Here is an 18,512-nt window from a genome sequence, read left to right as displayed (position 1 = left end):
ATGGCGAGTCATATCGACGAACAACAAGTAAAGCACGTTGCATCATTAGCTAAACTAGAATTTAGTGACGATCAACTTAGCAAATTTACCCCTCAATTGGAAAGCATTATTGATATGTTTGAAACAATCGATAAGGTTGATACAACCGGTGTTGAACCCATGACTTCAGCAAGTGATCAGGTCAATGCAATGCGAGAAGATAAAGCAGTCAACAGTCATCAACGTGATGAATTATTGAAAAACGCACCAGATACGGAAGATGGATTTATCAAAGTACCAGCAATTATTGACGAAAGTGGGGATGGCGAGTAATGAATTATTACGACACCGATTTAACACAGTTGCATGATGATTTAGTTAACAAAAAAATTAGTGCAACTGAGTTAACCAAGTCAACATTTGAAAACATTAAGTCAACTGATGATAAGATTGAGGCCTTCTTGACGTTAAATGAAGAAACGGCCTTAAAGCAGGCAGCAGAAGCTGACGAAAAAGGCATTAGTGCTGATCAACTAGTTGCAGGAATTCCTTTGGGTGTTAAAGATAACATTGTTACAAAGGGACTACGGACGACTGCTGCATCAAAAATATTGGATAATTTCAATCCAATTTATGACGCCACTGTCATAGAAAAATTAAAAGCTCAAGGTTTGATTACCGCAGGTAAGTTGAACCTTGACGAGTTTGCGATGGGTGGATCAACTGAAAACTCAGCTTATCAAACAACCCATAATGCGTGGGATCTCACACGCGTACCTGGTGGCTCTTCGGGTGGGTCTGCTGCCTCGGTTGCGGCTGGACAAGTTTTAGCTGCGCTGGGTACTGATACTGGTGGATCAATTCGACTCCCAGCTTCATATAACGGAGTTGTTGGGATGAAACCAACTTACGGCCGTGTTTCACGATGGGGTATTATTGCCTTTGGTTCTAGTTTGGACCAGGTGGGTTGGTTGACACAAAGCGTTAAGGACAACGCATTGTTAACTTCAATTATCAGTGGTCATGATGATCATGATCTGACTTCATCGACTGAAGCCGTTCCTAACTTTGCTAGTCAATTGAATGACGATACTAGTGTTAAGGGTTTGCGGATTGCCGTCCCTAAGGAATACCTTGGTGAAGGTGTTGATGAGGGAGTTAAGGATGCAATTCAAAAAGCACTGAACCATTATGAATCACTTGGTGCCATCGTTGACGAAGTATCTTTACCAAACACACAGTATGGTGTTGCCGCTTACTACATTATTTCATCATCAGAGGCATCATCTAACCTTCAGCGTTTCGATGGAATTCGTTATGGTGTTCGTGCCCAAGATGTTGAAAACCTTGAAGATGTTTACGTTAAGTCACGTTCTGAAGGATTTGGCGACGAAGTCAAGCGTCGAATTATGTTAGGGACGTTCTCATTATCAGCCGGCTTTTATGATGCATACTTCAAGAAGGCCAGCCAAATTAGAACATTGATTCGCCAAGATTTTGAAAAGGTCTTTGAAGACCATGATTTAGTGATGGGTCCTGCCGGCCCAACAGTTGCCTACAAGATTGGTTCAAACATTACTGATCCAAAGGCAATGTATATGAACGATGTTTTGACTGTACCAGTCAACATGGCTGGATTACCAGGTATGTCAATTCCTGCCGGCTTCTCAGATAATATGCCAGTTGGATTACAAATTATTGGTAAGCCATTTGATGAACAAACAATGTACAATGCAGCTTATGCATTTGAACAAACAACAGATTTCCACAAACAAACACCGAACTTAGGGGGCCAGAACTAATGAATTTTGAAACAACAATCGGACTAGAAGTTCACGTGGAATTGAAGACTAATTCTAAAATTTTTAGCCCTTCACCAGTCCAATTTGGCTCGGAACCTAACGCTAATACTAACGTTATTGACTGGGGCTACCCCGGTGTTTTGCCAAGTACTAACAAGGGTGTTGTTGAAGACGGTATCCGTGCCGCATTAGCTTTGCATGCCGAAGTTGAACAGCATCAGCATTTTGACCGGAAAAACTATTTCTATCCGGATAATCCAAAGGCTTATCAAATTTCACAATCTGAAAAGCCAATGGCTCATGATGGTTGGATTGAAATTGAAGTTGATGGTAAAAAGAAAAAAATTGGTATCGCTGAAATGCATATTGAAGAAGATGCCGGTAAAAACTCTCACAGCCCTAACGGTTTTTCGTACGTGGATTTAAACCGTCAAGGAACACCATTGATTGAAATCGTTTCAAAGCCAGAAATTGCTTCACCAGATGAAGCCTATGCCTATTTAGAGGCTTTACGTCAAAGAATCCAGTTTACCGGTATTTCTGATGTGAAGATGGAAGAAGGATCAATGCGTGTTGATGTCAACATTTCCATTCGTCCCGTTGGTTCTGATAAGTTTGGTACTAAAACAGAATTGAAAAACTTAAACTCATTTAACTATGTTCGTAAAGGCTTAGCTTTCGAAGAACAAAGACAGCAACAAGTGTTGATGTCTGGCGGTACCATTGGTCAAGAGACTCGTCGTTATGATGAAGCCAGCGGCACAACCATTTTAATGCGTGTTAAGGAAGGTTCAGACGATTATCGTTACTTCCCTGAGCCAGATTTACCCGTTTTAAATATCAGTCAGGACTGGATTGATGAGATCGGTAATTCAATGCCAGAAATGCCTGGTGCGCGTCGTGAACGTTATATCAACGATCTTGGCTTGACTGATTACGATGCTATGGTTTTGACACAGACAAAGGAAATGTCAGACTTCTTTGAAGAGACTATTGCCCAAGGTGCTGATCCTAAGATGGCTTCTAACTATCTCCAAGGTGACGTCAACGCTTATCTGAACGATAATCAAGTTGATTTGCAAAACACTGATTTAACACCTGCAAACCTAGCTGGGATGGTTAAGTTAATTTCTGACGGCACAATCTCGACAAAAATTGCTAAGAAAGTTTTCAAGGCAATTACTAAGGGTGAGGATCCAGTTAAGTTTGTTAATGATAAGGGCCTGATTCAGTTATCTGATCCTGCCAAATTACAACCAATGATTGATGAAGTATTAGCTGCAAATGAACAGTCTGTCGAAGACTTTAAAAACGGTAAAGATCGTGCGATTGGCTATTTAGTTGGTCAAATTATGAAGCAGACGCATGGTCAAGCTAACCCGCAAGTAGTCAACAAATTATTAATTGCATCATTAAAGGCGCTATAGGGGTAAACGGAGGAAGAAGCAATGCATAAACGAGCACGGATAATTTATAATCCGACATCCGGTCGTGAAGCCCTTAAGGATGACATGATTGATATTCTGGCAGTATACGAACAGGCTGGTTATGAGTCTAGTGCGTATGCGACTACTCCAGAACCTAATTCAGCGCGCGATGAAGCCTACCGTGCCGCTAAAGAAGGATTTGATCTAATTGTGGCCGCCGGTGGCGACGGTACAATTAATCAAGTGGTCAATGGTATTGCCGGATTGCGTCGACGGCCAATGATGGCAATTATTCCTGCGGGGACGACGAATGACTACGCCAGAGCATTGCGGATTCCACGTGAAGATCCAGTTGGCGCTGCTAAGATTGTCTTGAAGAATCAAACGATCAAGATGGATATTGGTAAGGCAAATGACCAGTATTTCATTAATATCGCCGCTGGTGGGTTGCTCACAGAGCTCACTTACGATGTACCATCGCAGATGAAGTCACTGTTTGGCTACTTAGCTTACCTGGTTAAGGGGGCAGAATTATTGCCTCAGATTAAACCAGTTAAAATGGACATTAAATACGATGGCGGTGAATTCCATGATGAAGCGTCAATGCTACTGTTAGCACTGACTAACTCCGTAGGTGGATTTGAACAGATTGTGCCAGATGCTTCACTGGATGACGGTAAATTTACAATGATTATTGTTAAATCTGCCAACATGTTTGAAATGATGCGTCTAATGACGCTTGTTTTAAATGGAGGCAAGCATATTAATGATCCTAAGGTAATTTACCGTAAGACTGCCAAAGTGGTCGCTAAGGCGCCAAATGATCGAATGATGATTAATCTAGATGGTGAATATGGTGGCGACGCGCCAATGACCTTTAAAAATTTGGCCCGTCACATCAGAATGGTTGCTAATTTAGATGAAATTCCAGATGATGCGGTGCAAGGATTACCTCCAGAAGTTGAACAGGCTGAGCAAGACTTCATTCGTGAAGTTGAGAATTTGCCTGAGGATGAACAAGAGGATCACAGTAACGAAACAAATTGATAATTTGCGTTGAGGATGATGATGAGCTAGAGTTTGTCATCATTCTTTTTTATGTATTTTTCGCCAAAACATGCTAGAATATGCTTTGGCGTTTATCACTTCAAACAGAAACAAAGGAGAAAGCACTTGAAAATTAACGTACCAGTGCATAAGAATGAATCCCTAAGTGGCAAAGTTATTGATTTGACATATCAGGGGATGGGAGTTGTCAAAGTTGATAGTTTCCCAATCTTCATTACAAATACTCTTCCAGGCGAAGAAATTGAATATACGGTAACAAAGGTGGCTCGTAATTTTGCATATGGGCGCATGACTAAGCTAATTACGAAAAGTCCAGATCGTGTTGAAGAAAAAGATCGTCAGTATACACAGACTGGCATAGCTCCATTACAACATTTAGCTTATTCTGCTCAACTGAAGTTTAAACAGCATCAGATTGTTGAATTGCTGGAAAAAGCACATTTGGATATCGATGTTGACGAGACGATGGGGATGGAAACACCATACCATTATCGCAATAAGGCTCAAGTACCTGTTAGAATGGTTCGAGGTCAGTTAGAAACTGGTTTTTACAAGCGTGGTAGTCATGAGCTTGTGCCAATTGAAGATTTCTACATTCAAGATCCAGAACTCGATAAGGCAATTATTGTAGTTCGTGACTTGCTACGTCGTTACCACATTGAACCATATGATGAAAAAACGAATCATGGTAATGTTAAAACAATCATGGTGCGACGAGGATACTACAGCCATGAATTAATGATCGTGTTTGTGACTCGTGCAAAGAAGCTATTAATGCACGATCAAATTGTGGCTGAAATTGTTAAGCAGTTACCTGAGGTAAAGAGTATTGTTCAGAATATTAATCCGGACAAAACCAACGTTTTAATGGGTAAAGAAAATAAGACTTTGTGGGGCAGCGATACAATTAAGGACCAATTATTGGGTCTGACTTTTACTATTTCTCCGCTGTCATTTTATCAAGTTAATCCACAACAGACTGAAAGACTTTACGAGAGAGCCATTGAGCAGGCTGAACTTACCGGTAGTGAGACAGTCATTGATGCATACTGTGGTATCGGGACGATTTCACTGGCGGTTGCCGGTCATGCTAAGGATGTTTACGGTGTCGAAGTTGTACCTGAAGCAATTCAGGATGCCAAGTTGAATGCCATGAATAACCATATTGAAAATGCCCACTTTGTTATTGGTAAGGCAGAAACACAAATGGCCAAATGGCAGGAAAAGGGACTTAAACCGGACGTCATTATTGTGGATCCACCACGTAAGGGACTAGCGCCAGAATTTATCACTGCTGCTGGTGAAATGCAGCCTAAAAAGGTTGTTTATGTGAGTTGTAATCCATCGACGTTGGTAAGGGATATTCAAAGATTTGCTGAGTTAGGTTATCACGTTACGAAGCCAATCCAGCCTGTTGATCAGTTTCCACAAACCACACACATTGAAAGCATTACCGTTCTTAGTAAATAATTGGAGGACTATTCATGTCAGATAAGAAGACACTAGCCGATTTTGAGAAAGACATTCCAACATTAATTAAGTTGTTGGATGGAGATCCAGAATTGCAACAGTTTTTGAATAGTTTAACACCTGGCTATCAGCGTGAATGGGCACGATTTGTGTTCGGTGCGAAGGCAGATGAAACCAAGAAATGTCACTTAGACCAAATGAAAATTGTGTTAGGTGCTGGATATAAGTCTAAACGGGCTTATGATCAACGAAAAAAATAGAGTATTTAACAAAACAAGGTCACCGCTAATCATCATTAAGATGGTTGGTAGTGGCCTTGTTTGGTTATGAAATTGAATTTTGTTAATGATAAATTTTTAGTATTCTTAACAAAAAATACCTAAATGTTCATAATGATTCACAAATTCCACCATTATCGGTCTTTTAATTATTCAAATTTTTCGGTCATGATTAATTCATGCATTTTTGAAAAAAGGAAGGTGGATATTGTGGTAACTACTACGTTAAAGAAGCCAGTGAAAGAATATCTTCATGAAGTTGATTTTATGCGCTTATTTTTCATATTTGGTGTGATTTTGAATCATACCATTAACACTATTTTGAGTGCGATGAACGGAACGGATAGTGCTAGCACGACTCTACAAAATATTAGGTTGATGTTTCATTACAGTCGCAACGGTTTTTTATTTATGAGTGGGTTAGTTTTGACACTTAATTATTTCAACCGTCACGATTGGAAAACATTTTACCGTAAAAGGTTTAGTGGCAGTCTCTGGCCGTATCTAACATGGAATTTGATATTTCTTTTATTATTCTCCGTAATTGATCAAGTACAAATTAGTTCAACCGATTTTTTTGTTCAATATCTAAATGTTATCATTCATGGTAGTCGTTTCTACATGTACTACATGCTGTTGGTAATGCAGTTGTACCTTATTTTTCCAGGAATTGTTTGGATTTTTAAGAAATGGCCCAACCATCATCTGAGAATTACGGCGATCAGTTTGTTGATTCAGGTTGGTCTTGATGCGCTGATCAAATACAAGTTGCAATACATTGATTTAAGTTCATTACCATACTGGTTTAGAGCGTTTAGCATTAATATTTTTTCATATCAATTTTATTTCATTTTTGGCGCGTATGTTTCTTTACATTACAAAGACGTATATGCCTTTATCAGTAAATATATTAAAATCATTGCACCAACAGCAATTGTTTTAGCATTTGGAACAATTCTTTACTTACGCGAGTTCAATATGAATGTGTTGGGCTTAAACTATGATCTGGCAACATCTCCCCATCAACCATACATGCAAATTTTCGATGTACTAATGATTATTACGATTTTTTGGGTTGGTAAACAGTATGCCGCATGGCGTAATAATGGTATCCCGCTTCCAATTGAATGGTTCGTCAAAAATGGTGCCAAGGTCAGCTTTGGAATTTATCTTAATCAGTCAATTGGTTTACTAATACTGAGAATTCTTCTCAGCCATTTACAGCTTTCAAATTGGGGATACTTTATGTTAATTCCAATCGAGTATGGTCTAGTAATTTTAATTTCGTTTGGGCTAGCTTGGTTCTGCTATAAAGTTGCGCCATTTGGATTCTTGATTGGACGACCACAGTGGCATTTTCATTCATTGAAGTTAGTATGGCCATTAAAAAAAATTGAATAATCAAACGTCACTGTAACCGCTTACGCAAAATACTTGATTTTTATCTGAAAATATGAAATTATGCCATCAACGGAGGTGGTGCAGATGAAAATTATTAAACAAATTGATGTAACGTATGATCCAAATCATGACCTGAAGGCAGATATTTATTTACCAGATGAAGAATTTAAGTCAATGGTGATTGATATTCATGGTGGTGGTTGGTTTCGTGGTGATAAACAAAAGGATGCCGACTGGGCACAGAGAATTGCGGAACACGGGTATGCGGTAATCGTTCCAAATTATCGCATCACACCGGCCGGCTATTACCCAGCACCGCTTCAAGATATGGATAATCTGATCCAGTGGATTAAAGAACAAGATTTTGCTGTAGACAAGTTTGCCGCGGTTGGTGGCTCTGCAGGCGGCAATATGGCCGTAGAACTAGCAATTAAATATGGAATGCCCGCAATTTCACTGTCTGGAATTATCGATATTGAAAACTGGCTGTCACAACATCAGAATGTGGTTGCTAAAGAAGGCGACACCAGTCATTTTAATCAGCAAGCTAGTGCACAAATTAATCAAAATGGTGCGGATGATGGGTTCTACAAGTGGTTCGTTGTTAATTATTTTAATGGTAAGACGGATCAGTATCATGAAGCGAGTCCTGTATTTCGGGTATCTGATCAAACCGGGCCAATGTATTTGGCGAACTCATTAGATGAATTTGTGCCAACTAGTGGAGTTTTACAAATGGCACAGGCGTTAACTGATCATAATGTGCCGTTTACAGTTCGGATGATCACCGGCCAACAACACGCAAAGGGATATCTTGAGGAAGTCTTTGATGACACAATAAACTTTTTAGATCGCTATCTGGCTTAACATCCAAGGAGGATGACATTATGACTAGTGAAGCACGTCGAGATCCTGCAACTGACCAATTACTGACACCTGAAAATTCAGCGCTTCTATTGATTGACTACCAGCCGATGCAAATTAATTCTATTAATTCAATGCGGCGCACGACATTGATGGATAATACAGTTAGTTTGATTAAGTTAATGAATGTTTTCAACGTTCCAATCATTTTATCCACTGTGAATGTTAAAACTAGTGAAAACGAAGACACAATTCCCAAATTAAAAAAATTGATGCCTAATGTAACCAGTTATGACCGCACATCGATTAATGCTTGGGAAGATGTAGAATTTAAGGAGGCCGTTAAGGCAACTGGTCGCCGTAAACTTATCATGGGTGCGCTGTGGACGGAAGCCTGTTTAGCTTTTCCAACGTTAGATGCATTGAATGAGGGATTTGAAGTGTATCCAGTGGTCGATGCAGTGGGTGGCACATCGGTGGCAGCTCACGAGACGGCATTGAGACGAGTTGAACAGGCCGGCGCACAATTAACCACTGTCGCACAAATTGGCTGTGAACTACAGCGAGATTGGCAGAGACATGATACTGTCCCTGATTTCGTCAAAACAATGGTTCAGGGAAATATCTTCATTAAGTTCTACTAAAAAAGTACCGTCGCAAGAAATAATATTTTTTGTGACGGTTTTTTTGTGTTGTTACGTAAGTTTAGTGTCTCAAATTGTACCCAATTGCGCTGAACTTGGTTATAATTATGTCAGCAAAGTATCATAAAAAATGATTCAGGTGGTTGTAATGGTAGAAAAATTTCTTCAAGCAGTTAAAGATTTAGACTTAACCGAAAAACTCTTTCAGGGATTTTTTGGTCTAGAGGTTGAGGAACATCGAATCACGACCGATGGAAAAATTAGTCGATACCCATATCCGACTGAGTTTGGTTCCCGGAGGACTCATCCGTATCTACAATCAGACTTTACGGACAGTATGCTAGAATTAGTGACCGAACCGACAAAGGGCGGTCGTGAAACAGTCAAAAACTTGAGAATGCTTCAACAAATTGTCCAAAGCTATTTGCATGAGGATGAAAGGATATGGCCGTTTAGTATGCCACCTCATCTTGATGAAGATGACCTAAAGTTTGCACATGATGATTTTACACGACCTTGGTTCCAAGATTATCGAGATTATTTGGAAAAAAAGTATGGGATCGAACATGAAATTATTGCTGGCACCCACATTAACTATAGTTTGAATGAAAAGTTACTTAAAACCCTGTATGAGAAAATTATGTACGACAAGTACGAAACCTATGCCGCTTTTAAAAATGTAACGTATTTTAAATTAGCACAGAATTTCGTCTTATATCGATGGTTGTTCACCTATTTGTATGGTGCCTCGCCATTGTCCGAAAATAAATATGCTCCGGATGAACTGGACTACCCCGTACGTAGCTTGAGAAATAGTAATTTAGGTTATAGTAATCATCCTGGTGAGAAGATAACGTATGAGTCACTTGAAAGTCAGGCTGCCCAATTAGAAAAATATGTAGCCGATGGCACTTTCTATTCGATTCATGAATTCTACGGACCTGTGAGAATGAAAGGTAAGGGGGATGACTTTAAACGAATCCTCAATGAAGGTGTTAGCTACCTTGAATTCAGAGCATTTGATCTTGATCCTCTTTCAAGAGCTGGTGTGAGCGATGATACACTTGATTTTTTGGAGATCTTTCTTGCCTATAGCATTTGTGCACCACTTCCAGATGATTTACCAGCGGCTTTAGCAGATGCTGACAAGAAAAATCAAGAAATGGCACTAGGTAATCCAAATGAGCGACCGGAATGGTTGAGAAAGTCAGTGGGACCACTCATTAATAATATGGCGGCATTTGCTGAAGCAATGAATGCACCAAAGAAGTACACCACGGCGATTATTATTACTGCTAAAAGGCTTAAAAACGTTAAATTAACGCTTGGGTCTCAATTAGCAGCACGCATTGAGGACGATTCATTGGTAACATATGGTCTAAAGGTTGCCAATGACCGTTACTTAAAGCAAAGAACGCTGGCTCATCCAATTCAAGTTCTGTCCGATAAATATAGCGATTCCGTGCAACAGTTGATAAAAGAAGCGATTGTGATGGGAATCCGTGTCAGAATGCTTAGTGACCACGTTGAGCTGATTGTTAATGAGCATCACGAATCGTTTGAACCCGAAGCCATGCTGGAATTTCCAAGGGGTGTTCGTGACTTTATAGAAGGAAAATTTCCTGAATTTACAATGGATCATCAAAAGGATTAATCTGAAATGACCACCAATCTCATCATTGAGGTTGGTGGTCATTTTTTAGTTATTAAAATTCTGTGTCATACCAGCTTGGTGTATTAGTATCATTCAGTGGTACAATAGGATTACCATTGCTTGAGATTAATGGGACATCACCAAGCCTTGCCCAGTTAGTTACTGTGCTTTCTGGATAGCCCATCTTTGCAGCGTATGCACTAACGGTGGTTGCCTGTTGGTCGTAGTAGATTGCACATAAATCATTAATATGTTTGGTGCGATTTTTAGCATTAATTTGTCGTGAATTTTCGGAAGTAACAGTGACGACCGTGGCACCATTATTATCAAGTAAAGGAATATTGCCATCTTTTGCCCAACTGGTGACAGTTTTTAGAGTAAAACCGGTGGCATTGACAGCATCTTCAAGGGTATTGTATTTTTCATCGTTAAAACCTTGCCGGAGCAACATAATATTTTGATTGCGATGCTCGTTACTGGCAGCGGCTAAATTATCAAATTTTCCCATTCTATGCCCTTTCGCTGGATTTATTTATGATATGTGCGGACCATTGGCGGCTCATATTTACTCATAAAATCCATGATTTCATCGATTGAATCTGAAAATAGCAGTTTTTGTCTTCCTTCGGCTTCTAAGAAACCTTGTTCAACCATGCGATCGTACATATCGGCTAGTGGCTGATAATAGTCATTTACATTGTAAAATGCACATGGATACTGATTATCACCAATCAAAGCCCATGAAAATGCCTCGGTGATCTCTTCAAGTGTTCCGGGTCCACCTGGGAAGGCTAAAAATGCTTGCGCATCATTCATCATTGTTAATTTTCGCTCTGCCATGTTTTCAACCACTTTGATATGTGTGATTGATTCCAGCATGGTACCACGATCTTCTAATTCTTTAGTGATCACTCCCCAGACAACACCATGATTATCCAACACGGATTTAGCAATGGTGCCCATCAAGCCATACCGACCACCACCGTAGACCAGATCGATGTTGTTCTCTGCTAGCCACTGACCAAGTTGCTGTCCTGCCTGTTGGTAAACGGGATCATTACCAATTGATGCACCACAATATACAGCCATTTTATCCACTACTAATCAACTCACTTTTCGAAATGTAATATGGCTATTTTACAACAAAAATCGGTGGTTTGTGAGTGGGTTTGAGGTTTTATTTTTTGAAACGTGTAAAATGATGCAGACGCTCATTATATAAGAAGCCCCAGAGCATCAACCGTAAGATCATCGGTTAATGTTCTGGGGCTTCTTATATAACAGCGTCTGGGCGCCTCATTTTACACTCTAATTATCGTTATTCGATCCAAACTTTCTCTGGAAATCTGCGATATTTGCATATTCTGTTTGAAGTTGACGGCTCAAACGGATGTAGATTGGTACCAATTCACGGTACACTTCAAAGTTGTCTGGGTTTGGTTGGTAAGTGTTTGTCTTACCAATGAAACGCTTGATTTCTGATAAATCATCGATCATTCCCAAACTCTTCATTGCCATAACTACGGCAGCTAAACAGCCACTTTCGAAAGAATCCGGAATTGTAACTGGGCTTTCAAAAATATCAGCTAACATTTGACGCCAGAGCTCTGAACGAGCAAAGCCACCGGTTGCCATAATTTCCTTAGGCTTACCGACAACTTCTTCAAGGGCCAACATCACTGTGTAAAGGTTGTAGACGATTCCTTCAAGTGCTGCACGAACCATGTGTGCACGAGTATGATTACGAGTCAAACCGAAGAATGAACCACGGGCGTTAGCGTCCCAAATTGGGGCACGCTCGCCACCTAAGAATGGGTGGAACAGTAGTCCATCAGATCCAGCAGGAATTTCCTTTGCGATTTGAGTTAACAGATCATATGAATCCATGTTCATCATGTCAGCAGTGATTTTTTCTGGGGCAAATAGTTGGTCACGAACCCAGCGGAAGACGATACCTCCGTTGTTAACCGGTCCGCCGATTACCCATTTGTCCTTTGTCAATGCATAACAGAAAACACGTCCCTTAGGATCGATTGTTGGTTTGTCAGTAACGACACGGACAGCGCCAGAAGTACCGATTGTGACAGCGACAACTCCAGGGTCGATGGCGTTAACACCTAAGTTTGACAAGGTTCCATCTGAAGCACCCATGATAAATGGTGTGTCTTGAGGAATCCCAATCACCTTGGCATATTGTTCGCGCATACCGGATACTTGTTCCATTGGATCAACTAGTTCAGGTAATTGATCGCGAGTAACACCAGTTTCCTTTAACGCTTGTTCGTCCCAATCAAGGTTAAAGATATTGAACATACCAGTTGCTGAAGCAATTGAATATTCTTCTTTTAAGACGTCGAATAAACGCCAGAAGATATATTCCTTAATGCCGACCCAGTATGCTGCATTATCATAAATGTCTTTATGTTCGTTCTTGAGCCAGATTAACTTATAAAGTGGTGACATTGGGTGGGTTGGGGTTCCTGTCTTCTTGTACAGTTCGAATCCAACGCCACTTTCTTTGTATGCGTTCGCATATTTTTCTGCACGATTATCGGCCCATGTGATAACACGGGTAATTGGTTTGTGATTCTTATCCAAACCAATCAAACTGTGCATTGCAGCAGAAAATGAAACACCACGCAACTTGCCAGTATTTAAATCAGCCTTGCGGACGACTTCTGTTAAAGCGTCAACAACAGCATCGAAGATTTCATCTGGATCTTCTTCAGCCATATCGGGTTGATCTTGGTAGAGTGGGTAGAGCTTATTAGCGTATCCAAGTACGTTGCAGTCAGTGTCGTAAAGTACAGCTTTTGTACTGGTCGTTCCTAAGTCGACCCCAATCATGTAATCCATTGTGATATATCCCGTCCTTTATTAAGTTTGCTTAAGAAATAAAAATACTTTCAGAATCATTGTTATACTACTTGAGAGTAAAGTATCAGACTACATTATATGAAAACCGTTTTCACAAATCAAGCAATTTGTTGTAAAATGTTTACACCAAATATTTTACAGCAAAAAACAGGAGATGGAATAGTGAAAAATAATGGAGTTGTCAGAATTCGCGCATATTACCCAAGCTTTAGTCATGGTGAACAAAGGATTGCGGACTACATGCTAGATAATTTATCCACGATTCAACGTTGTACGATATCGGAGTTATCGAACAACTGTCACACATCAACAGCTTCAATATCACGTTTTGTCAAACGCATTGGGTACTCAAACTATCGAGATTTTCTTTTTAATTTGGCAACGACCGACGAAAAAGAAAATGATTTAATGGCAGAGATCGGCCAAAAAGATTCAACCGTTGAAATTGTCGAAAAAACTTTTAATGGTGCAATTAACGCACTGAAATCAACGAAACAAATGTTGAGCGAAAAACGGCTTGTCCAAGCGGTGAACATTTTAAAGCATACTAAAAAAATTGCCTTCTTTGGATTAGGTGGCTCTTCTATTGTGGCGCTAAACGGTTATCACAAATTTTTGAGAACCAGCATTGATTGTGAATACTATCCAGATTTTGATATCCAGTTAATGCAGGCCGTTAAGATGACAAGTGACCAATGTGCAATTGTTGTGTCACACTCCGGCGAAAATCGCCAAACTGTAGAAATTGCGACTCAGCTGAGAGCCAGACATGTGCCTGTGATCGCTATTACTAGTGCTCCCGATAGTGATTTGGCTCAAACTGCGGATGTGACGCTGATTTCTGTCGGCGAACAGGTCAACAAACATGCTGAAAGTTTGTCGTCATTGATGGCTCAGTTAACGATTGTGGACAGTTTATTTTTGGCCACAGCAACGGATAATTCTGAAAAAACAACCAAGGTGATTAAAGATGTACGCCAAGTGATTGATTCCACACGCAAATGATTATAATTTTGTTGTTGGTTGGAATGTAACTTATAGGTATTCTTTGGTAAAATATAAGTAGGAATTTTGGCGGGAGATGTGAAGCTGAATGAGTAACAATGATCCATCAACCGAAGATGTTCTACCTAGTCGCCTGAATAAGCATGCCAAGCACAAACATCGTTTTAATTGGAAAAAATGGCTACCAATTTTGGTGGTGATACTACTGGTTGGTGGTGGGGTTTGGTGGCATGAGACTAGACCGTCACCGTTGAAGGATTTTCCTGTTCGTGGGGTCAGTGTTGATCAAGATGACGGGTATGTTGATTTTCATCAACTGCAAAGTTCTGGAATAAAATTTGTATATCTAAAGTCAACGTCCGGCGCTAGTTATTTGGACGATGATTTTATCCAGAATTACGAGCGAGCAGCTGGAACAACCATGCAAGTGGGTGTATACGAGGAATTTAGTTTTACTAGCAGTGCCGAGCAGCAGTATAAGTACATGGTTGGTCAGATTGGTCAGCAGTCGGGAAGTTTACCCATTGCGATACAAATCACGTACTATGGTAATTATGCTGATAATCCGCCTAATGCGGAGAAACAAGGTAAAAAGTTAGCTAAGCTGATTAACTTGTTGGATGCAAGATACGGTCAGGGTTGTATCGTTTGGACATCACCTACCATTCAAAAACAGATGGTTAGTCCGTATGTTCATTACACAAAGTTGTGGACAAGTTTGAACAAATTGAAACATCAAAATTCGATGGTCAAATTTATCCAATATACAGGGGATGAAAAGGTCAAAATTGGTGGTAAAAAAACAGATTTGACGGTCTCTGTGTTTAACGGAAGTAAGAAAGAATGGAAAGAAGAAGTCAATTAGATTGTGGCACACATATTGGCTCACACGACTTTGTGAAGTCATAAAGTCTTTCAAACAAAAAAACCAGTTTTCTCAATACGAGAAAAACTGGTCATTGTGTATCCATATTATCTGTTGGAGACGTAATCACATAGGTCTGATCATCGGCTTCATCAATTAATTTGACTGGTCTCTGTTCATTGGCCTGAATTGTAATGTGATATCCAAACTTATCAATATATGTTAGCTGATGTTCATCGATCAATTCCACATTTGCTGAAATCTCATGCTTATCAATTGATAATTTCAGTTCTGACGATATTTCAAGCTGATGTGTGCGTGATCTTTCTACATCATAATACTGCCATGTGCCCGCATAGAAGATTGGTAAAGAGGTAGCATGTTTTTTCTTAGTTCGGCCTAAACCGAGCGTACTGGTAAGTCCAGCCGCCAATCCTGCACCGAATAAAAACATGCCACGCTTTTTCATCTTACCAAACTCCTTTGCGTCATAATTTGATTGCTATACACAATCTTCGACTTTCGAACAAGCTCATTATACAATATTTATTGTGTAATATGTTTTACAGTTGTGTAAAACATACCAATTAATTGATCATTTTTTGTCATTAAATCGATACATTTAAAAACGGGAGGATTTGCTATGTTAAAACTTGGAATTATAGGAACTCATTGGATCACGGACCAATTTATAGATGCGACCGTTAAAAACGGTCATTGGCAACTCACAAGTGTGTATTCGCGAAATTTACAACGAGCTCGCGATTACGGAGAGCCAAAGCATGCAACTGAATTTTTCGATGATTTAGATAATTTCTTCAATGATGGAAGTTTTGATGTTGTTTATATTGCTTCCCCGAACGTATTACATTACCAACAAGTACGATTAGCGATTGAAAACGATAAGCATGTGATCATTGAAAAACCAGCATTTACGAATCCAGATGAATTCTCACAAATCGAAGCGCTTTTGCAAGCCCACCCAACAGTTAGATTAATTGAAGCAGCAAGACATGTTCACACACCATTATTTGCGGCGGTTAAAGATCAGCTCAATGAAATGAATACTGTGCAAGGGGCTACCTTTACCTTTATGAAGTATTCATCCCGTTATGATCAAGTGCTTGCTGGTGAAACTCCTAATGTATTCTCACCAGAATTTGCTGGTGGTGCACTTCAAGACCTTGGTGTTTATCCAATTTATGCCGCAGCCGCATTGTTTGGTGAACCGGATACGGTTGTTTACTTTCCAACCATGATTGACACAGGTGCTGATGGTAAAGGGGGTGCAGTTTTAAAGTATCCCGATTTTGAGGTAACACTTAACTTTGGTAAGATTGCTAACTCACATATGCCATCTGAAATATATGGATTGAAAGATACTTTGGTAATGGATAACATAGCTGACATGACCGAAGCAACTTACTTTGATGAAAATCAGAAGGCTCATAAGTTGGACGCAGTTGTTCCTGACAATTCAATGAGTCCTGAAGTAGACGAATTTACAAAAGTATTGGAACAACCCAACGATTTAAATAACTTAAAAAGCTATGAAACATGGTTTAAACTTAGTCGCCTGGTAAATTCACTGACGTATTCATTACGTGAATCTGCAGGAATTAAGTTTCCTAACGAACAATAGAAAGAGGGCCGCAATGTGATCGATGTATTTCAGAAACATTTTGACGAACTCGGCTTTAAACAGCCTACTGTGATCCAATCAGCGGTTCATGATGCGATGACTCAGGGAAAATCTGTTTTGGGGATTGCCCCAACAGGTTCTGGTAAAACCATTGCATTTACGCTACCGGTATTGCCAAAAATTATGCCTGAGCAGGGCGTTCAAGTTCTCGTATTGTCACCCTCACAGGAACTAGCAGTCCAAACAGCTAATGTAATGCGTGATTGGGCTAAACTACTGAATGTTAAAGTACTTGCTCTTACGGGTGGCGCAAACATTCACCGCCAAATTGATAAATTAAAAAAACATCCCGAGGTTGTGATTGGAACGCCGGGACGAGTGTTGCACCTCCTTGAAACCAACCATTTAAAGATCGGCGAGTTACAGACGATGATTGTTGATGAGGCAGATGATATGCTTCAAGACGAAACATTAGCCGTGATTGAAGATATTGAACGAGCAACACCAATGACAGCACAATTGGGATTCTTTTCTGCTACTAGGACCCCAGTCCTTGACGATCTTAGCTATATGTTTGGCCGTGAGATCGTTGAATTTGATGTTCGTGGAGAGGATCATTCTCAAGGAATTGTTCGCCATACTAATTTGGAAGTTTCACGAAAGCATCAACCTGATATGTTACGAAAGTTAAGTCACATGAAGGATTTTCGTGCTTTGGTATTTTTCAATCAAATTAAAACGTTAAATTATGTGGCGTCTAATTTACGTCATGAACATGTTTCAGTGGCCGTTTTAGGAAGTAATGAGCGCCAAACTGAACGTGAAAAATCGCTGAGAATGTTCCGTAATCGACAAATTAAATTGTTGTTGACTACCGACGTTGTTGCCAGAGGATTGGACATTGATAAGCTTCCAACCGTGATTAATTATGACCTGCCCAATAATGAATTGACTTACGTGCATCGCGTTGGCAGAACTGGTCGTCAAGGTGAGCCAGGGATGGTCATTAACTTTGGGGATGACCACGATTTACGTGATTTAAAGAAGATATTAGCAGGCACGGATTACAAACTTGAACCAATTTATTTCTATCGTAATAAATTGTTAGATCATCGGCCAACAGAGGGCGAACGAACAGAATCGGTTCAAACTAAGGTTAATCGCAAAATGCGTAAGGTTCAGCATAATAGCGATAAGATCAATGTTGACAAACATGTCAATCGCATGTTTGATGAAAACGATCAATTCAATAACCAGGGTGCTAAACACCATAAAAAGAAGAACCGACGTCAAAAAGACAAAGGCATGAGACATAAGCGACAAAAACAGGCTGAACAGCAAAATACTACTGATCAATCAAATGCCTAAATTTATTGGATAACCTTTACATGAACTCTAAATAATGAGAAAATATTGGTTGTCTTGGTCCTATAGTATAACTGGATAGTACTCCCGCCTCCTAAGCGGACAATTCCGGTTCGATTCCGGATGGGACCATAATAATATTGTATGCAAAAGGCTGTTTTCTTTGTGGAA

Annotated in this window: 18 protein-coding genes and 1 tRNA gene; 15 read left to right on the top strand and 4 right to left on the bottom strand. The window is 39.9% G+C overall.

The annotated features are described in order from the left end of the window. The 10 genes from gatC to FD16_RS01130 all read left to right on the top strand — a co-directional run bounded on the left by gatC (position 1) and on the right by FD16_RS01130 (position 10,587). On the top strand, positions 1 to 312 hold the full coding sequence (gatC, locus tag FD16_RS01175) for an Asp-tRNA(Asn)/Glu-tRNA(Gln) amidotransferase subunit GatC (protein WP_010621683.1): 312 nt from the start codon (positions 1 to 3) through the stop codon (positions 310 to 312). Beyond that, positions 312 to 1,781, top strand: coding sequence for an Asp-tRNA(Asn)/Glu-tRNA(Gln) amidotransferase subunit GatA (gene gatA / locus FD16_RS01170; protein ID WP_010621684.1), 1,470 nt, complete (start codon positions 312 to 314; stop codon positions 1,779 to 1,781). The genes gatC and gatA overlap by 1 nt, the downstream gene beginning before the upstream one ends. After that, complete coding sequence (gene gatB / locus FD16_RS01165; RefSeq protein WP_010621685.1) at positions 1,781 to 3,208, top strand: Asp-tRNA(Asn)/Glu-tRNA(Gln) amidotransferase subunit GatB; 1,428 nt, start codon at positions 1,781 to 1,783, stop codon at positions 3,206 to 3,208. Before gatA ends, gatB begins: the two co-directional genes overlap by 1 nt. 21 nt (positions 3,209 to 3,229) lie before the next feature. After that, positions 3,230 to 4,255: a diacylglycerol kinase gene (locus FD16_RS01160; protein ID WP_010621686.1), complete on the top strand. Its 1,026-nt coding sequence runs from the start codon at positions 3,230 to 3,232 to the stop codon at positions 4,253 to 4,255. 126 nt (positions 4,256 to 4,381) lie between these two features. Beyond that, positions 4,382 to 5,746, top strand: coding sequence for a 23S rRNA (uracil(1939)-C(5))-methyltransferase RlmD (gene rlmD / locus FD16_RS01155; protein WP_010621687.1), 1,365 nt, complete (start codon positions 4,382 to 4,384; stop codon positions 5,744 to 5,746). Between the two features lie 14 nt (positions 5,747 to 5,760). After that, positions 5,761 to 6,006, top strand: a complete 246-nt coding sequence (locus FD16_RS01150; RefSeq protein ID WP_010621688.1) for a YdeI/OmpD-associated family protein — start codon at positions 5,761 to 5,763, stop codon at positions 6,004 to 6,006. Positions 6,007 to 6,234: 228 nt separating this feature from the next. Next, positions 6,235 to 7,425 carry an acyltransferase gene (locus tag FD16_RS01145; RefSeq protein ID WP_010621689.1) on the top strand — a complete coding sequence of 397 codons (1,191 nt, stop codon included), beginning with the start codon at positions 6,235 to 6,237 and terminating at the stop codon, positions 7,423 to 7,425. Between the two features lie 84 nt (positions 7,426 to 7,509). Further along, the gene (locus FD16_RS01140; protein ID WP_010621690.1) at positions 7,510 to 8,292 is read left to right on the top strand and encodes an alpha/beta hydrolase; all 783 of its coding nucleotides are present in this window, start codon (positions 7,510 to 7,512) and stop codon (positions 8,290 to 8,292) included. Between the two features lie 20 nt (positions 8,293 to 8,312). Continuing rightward, positions 8,313 to 8,933: a hydrolase gene (locus FD16_RS01135; RefSeq protein WP_010621691.1), complete on the top strand. Its 621-nt coding sequence runs from the start codon at positions 8,313 to 8,315 to the stop codon at positions 8,931 to 8,933. 148 nt (positions 8,934 to 9,081) lie between these two features. Beyond that, on the top strand, positions 9,082 to 10,587 hold the full coding sequence (locus FD16_RS01130) for a glutamate--cysteine ligase (protein WP_010621692.1): 1,506 nt from the start codon (positions 9,082 to 9,084) through the stop codon (positions 10,585 to 10,587). Positions 10,588 to 10,639: 52 nt separating this feature from the next. Here the strand turns inward: FD16_RS01130 and FD16_RS01125 are convergent, their stop codons facing one another. From FD16_RS01125 to gntK, 3 genes are all read right to left on the bottom strand, one after another. Beyond that, positions 10,640 to 11,095 (bottom strand): hypothetical protein, encoded by a 456-nt coding sequence (locus FD16_RS01125; protein ID WP_010621693.1) that lies wholly within the window; start codon positions 11,093 to 11,095, stop codon positions 10,640 to 10,642. 20 nt (positions 11,096 to 11,115) lie between these two features. After that, the gene (locus FD16_RS01120) at positions 11,116 to 11,685 is read right to left on the bottom strand and encodes an LOG family protein (protein ID WP_010621694.1); all 570 of its coding nucleotides are present in this window, start codon (positions 11,683 to 11,685) and stop codon (positions 11,116 to 11,118) included. A 210-nt stretch (positions 11,686 to 11,895) separates the two neighbouring features. Continuing rightward, positions 11,896 to 13,443 carry a gluconokinase gene (gene gntK / locus FD16_RS01115; protein ID WP_010621695.1) on the bottom strand — a complete coding sequence of 516 codons (1,548 nt, stop codon included), beginning with the start codon at positions 13,441 to 13,443 and terminating at the stop codon, positions 11,896 to 11,898. Positions 13,444 to 13,626: 183 nt separating this feature from the next. Here gntK and FD16_RS01110 point away from each other — a divergent pair, with 183 nt between their 5' ends. Further along, positions 13,627 to 14,469, top strand: a complete 843-nt coding sequence (locus FD16_RS01110; protein WP_010621696.1) for a MurR/RpiR family transcriptional regulator — start codon at positions 13,627 to 13,629, stop codon at positions 14,467 to 14,469. Between the two features lie 88 nt (positions 14,470 to 14,557). After that, complete coding sequence (locus FD16_RS01105; protein WP_010621697.1) at positions 14,558 to 15,334, top strand: GH25 family lysozyme; 777 nt, start codon at positions 14,558 to 14,560, stop codon at positions 15,332 to 15,334. Between the two features lie 91 nt (positions 15,335 to 15,425). Here the strand turns inward: FD16_RS01105 and FD16_RS01100 are convergent, their stop codons facing one another. Further along, a complete protein-coding gene (locus FD16_RS01100; protein ID WP_010621698.1) occupies positions 15,426 to 15,803 on the bottom strand; it encodes a DUF4828 domain-containing protein in 378 nt (125 codons plus the stop codon). Positions 15,804 to 15,977: 174 nt separating this feature from the next. Between FD16_RS01100 and FD16_RS01095 the strand changes: the two genes are divergently transcribed. From FD16_RS01095 to FD16_RS01085, 3 genes are all read left to right on the top strand, one after another. Beyond that, positions 15,978 to 16,976, top strand: a complete 999-nt coding sequence (locus FD16_RS01095) for a Gfo/Idh/MocA family protein (protein WP_010621699.1) — start codon at positions 15,978 to 15,980, stop codon at positions 16,974 to 16,976. Positions 16,977 to 16,991: 15 nt separating this feature from the next. Further along, on the top strand, positions 16,992 to 18,344 hold the full coding sequence (locus FD16_RS01090) for a DEAD/DEAH box helicase (RefSeq protein WP_010621700.1): 1,353 nt from the start codon (positions 16,992 to 16,994) through the stop codon (positions 18,342 to 18,344). A gap of 56 nt (positions 18,345 to 18,400) precedes the next feature. Further along, positions 18,401 to 18,473 (top strand) — tRNA-Arg (locus tag FD16_RS01085). Positions 18,474 to 18,512: the final 39 nt, after the last annotated feature.

The sequence above is a fragment of the Paucilactobacillus suebicus DSM 5007 = KCTC 3549 genome, assembly GCF_001434475.1.
GTDB classification, from domain to species: Bacteria; Bacillota; Bacilli; order Lactobacillales; family Lactobacillaceae; genus Paucilactobacillus; species Paucilactobacillus suebicus.
This window is presented reverse-complemented; position numbering and strand designations above follow the sequence as displayed.

Bases quoted from the DNA above. Each gene is read 5' to 3' on its own strand.
- FD16_RS01130 (WP_010621692.1), top strand. From the start codon at position 9,082: ATGGTAGAAAAATTTCTTCAAGCAGTTAAAGATTTAGACTTAACCGAA.
- gatA (WP_010621684.1), top strand. From the start codon at position 312: ATGAATTATTACGACACCGATTTAACACAGTTGCATGATGATTTAGTT.
- FD16_RS01095 (WP_010621699.1), top strand. From the start codon at position 15,978: ATGTTAAAACTTGGAATTATAGGAACTCATTGGATCACGGACCAATTT.
- FD16_RS01105 (WP_010621697.1), top strand. From the start codon at position 14,558: ATGAGTAACAATGATCCATCAACCGAAGATGTTCTACCTAGTCGCCTG.
- gntK (WP_010621695.1), bottom strand. From the start codon at position 13,443: ATGGATTACATGATTGGGGTCGACTTAGGAACGACCAGTACAAAAGCT.
- gatB (WP_010621685.1), top strand. From the start codon at position 1,781: ATGAATTTTGAAACAACAATCGGACTAGAAGTTCACGTGGAATTGAAG.
- FD16_RS01140 (WP_010621690.1), top strand. From the start codon at position 7,510: ATGAAAATTATTAAACAAATTGATGTAACGTATGATCCAAATCATGAC.
- FD16_RS01160 (WP_010621686.1), top strand. From the start codon at position 3,230: ATGCATAAACGAGCACGGATAATTTATAATCCGACATCCGGTCGTGAA.
- FD16_RS01125 (WP_010621693.1), bottom strand. From the start codon at position 11,095: ATGGGAAAATTTGATAATTTAGCCGCTGCCAGTAACGAGCATCGCAAT.
- gatC (WP_010621683.1), top strand. From the start codon at position 1: ATGGCGAGTCATATCGACGAACAACAAGTAAAGCACGTTGCATCATTA.
- FD16_RS01150 (WP_010621688.1), top strand. From the start codon at position 5,761: ATGTCAGATAAGAAGACACTAGCCGATTTTGAGAAAGACATTCCAACA.
- FD16_RS01100 (WP_010621698.1), bottom strand. From the start codon at position 15,803: ATGAAAAAGCGTGGCATGTTTTTATTCGGTGCAGGATTGGCGGCTGGA.
- FD16_RS01135 (WP_010621691.1), top strand. From the start codon at position 8,313: ATGACTAGTGAAGCACGTCGAGATCCTGCAACTGACCAATTACTGACA.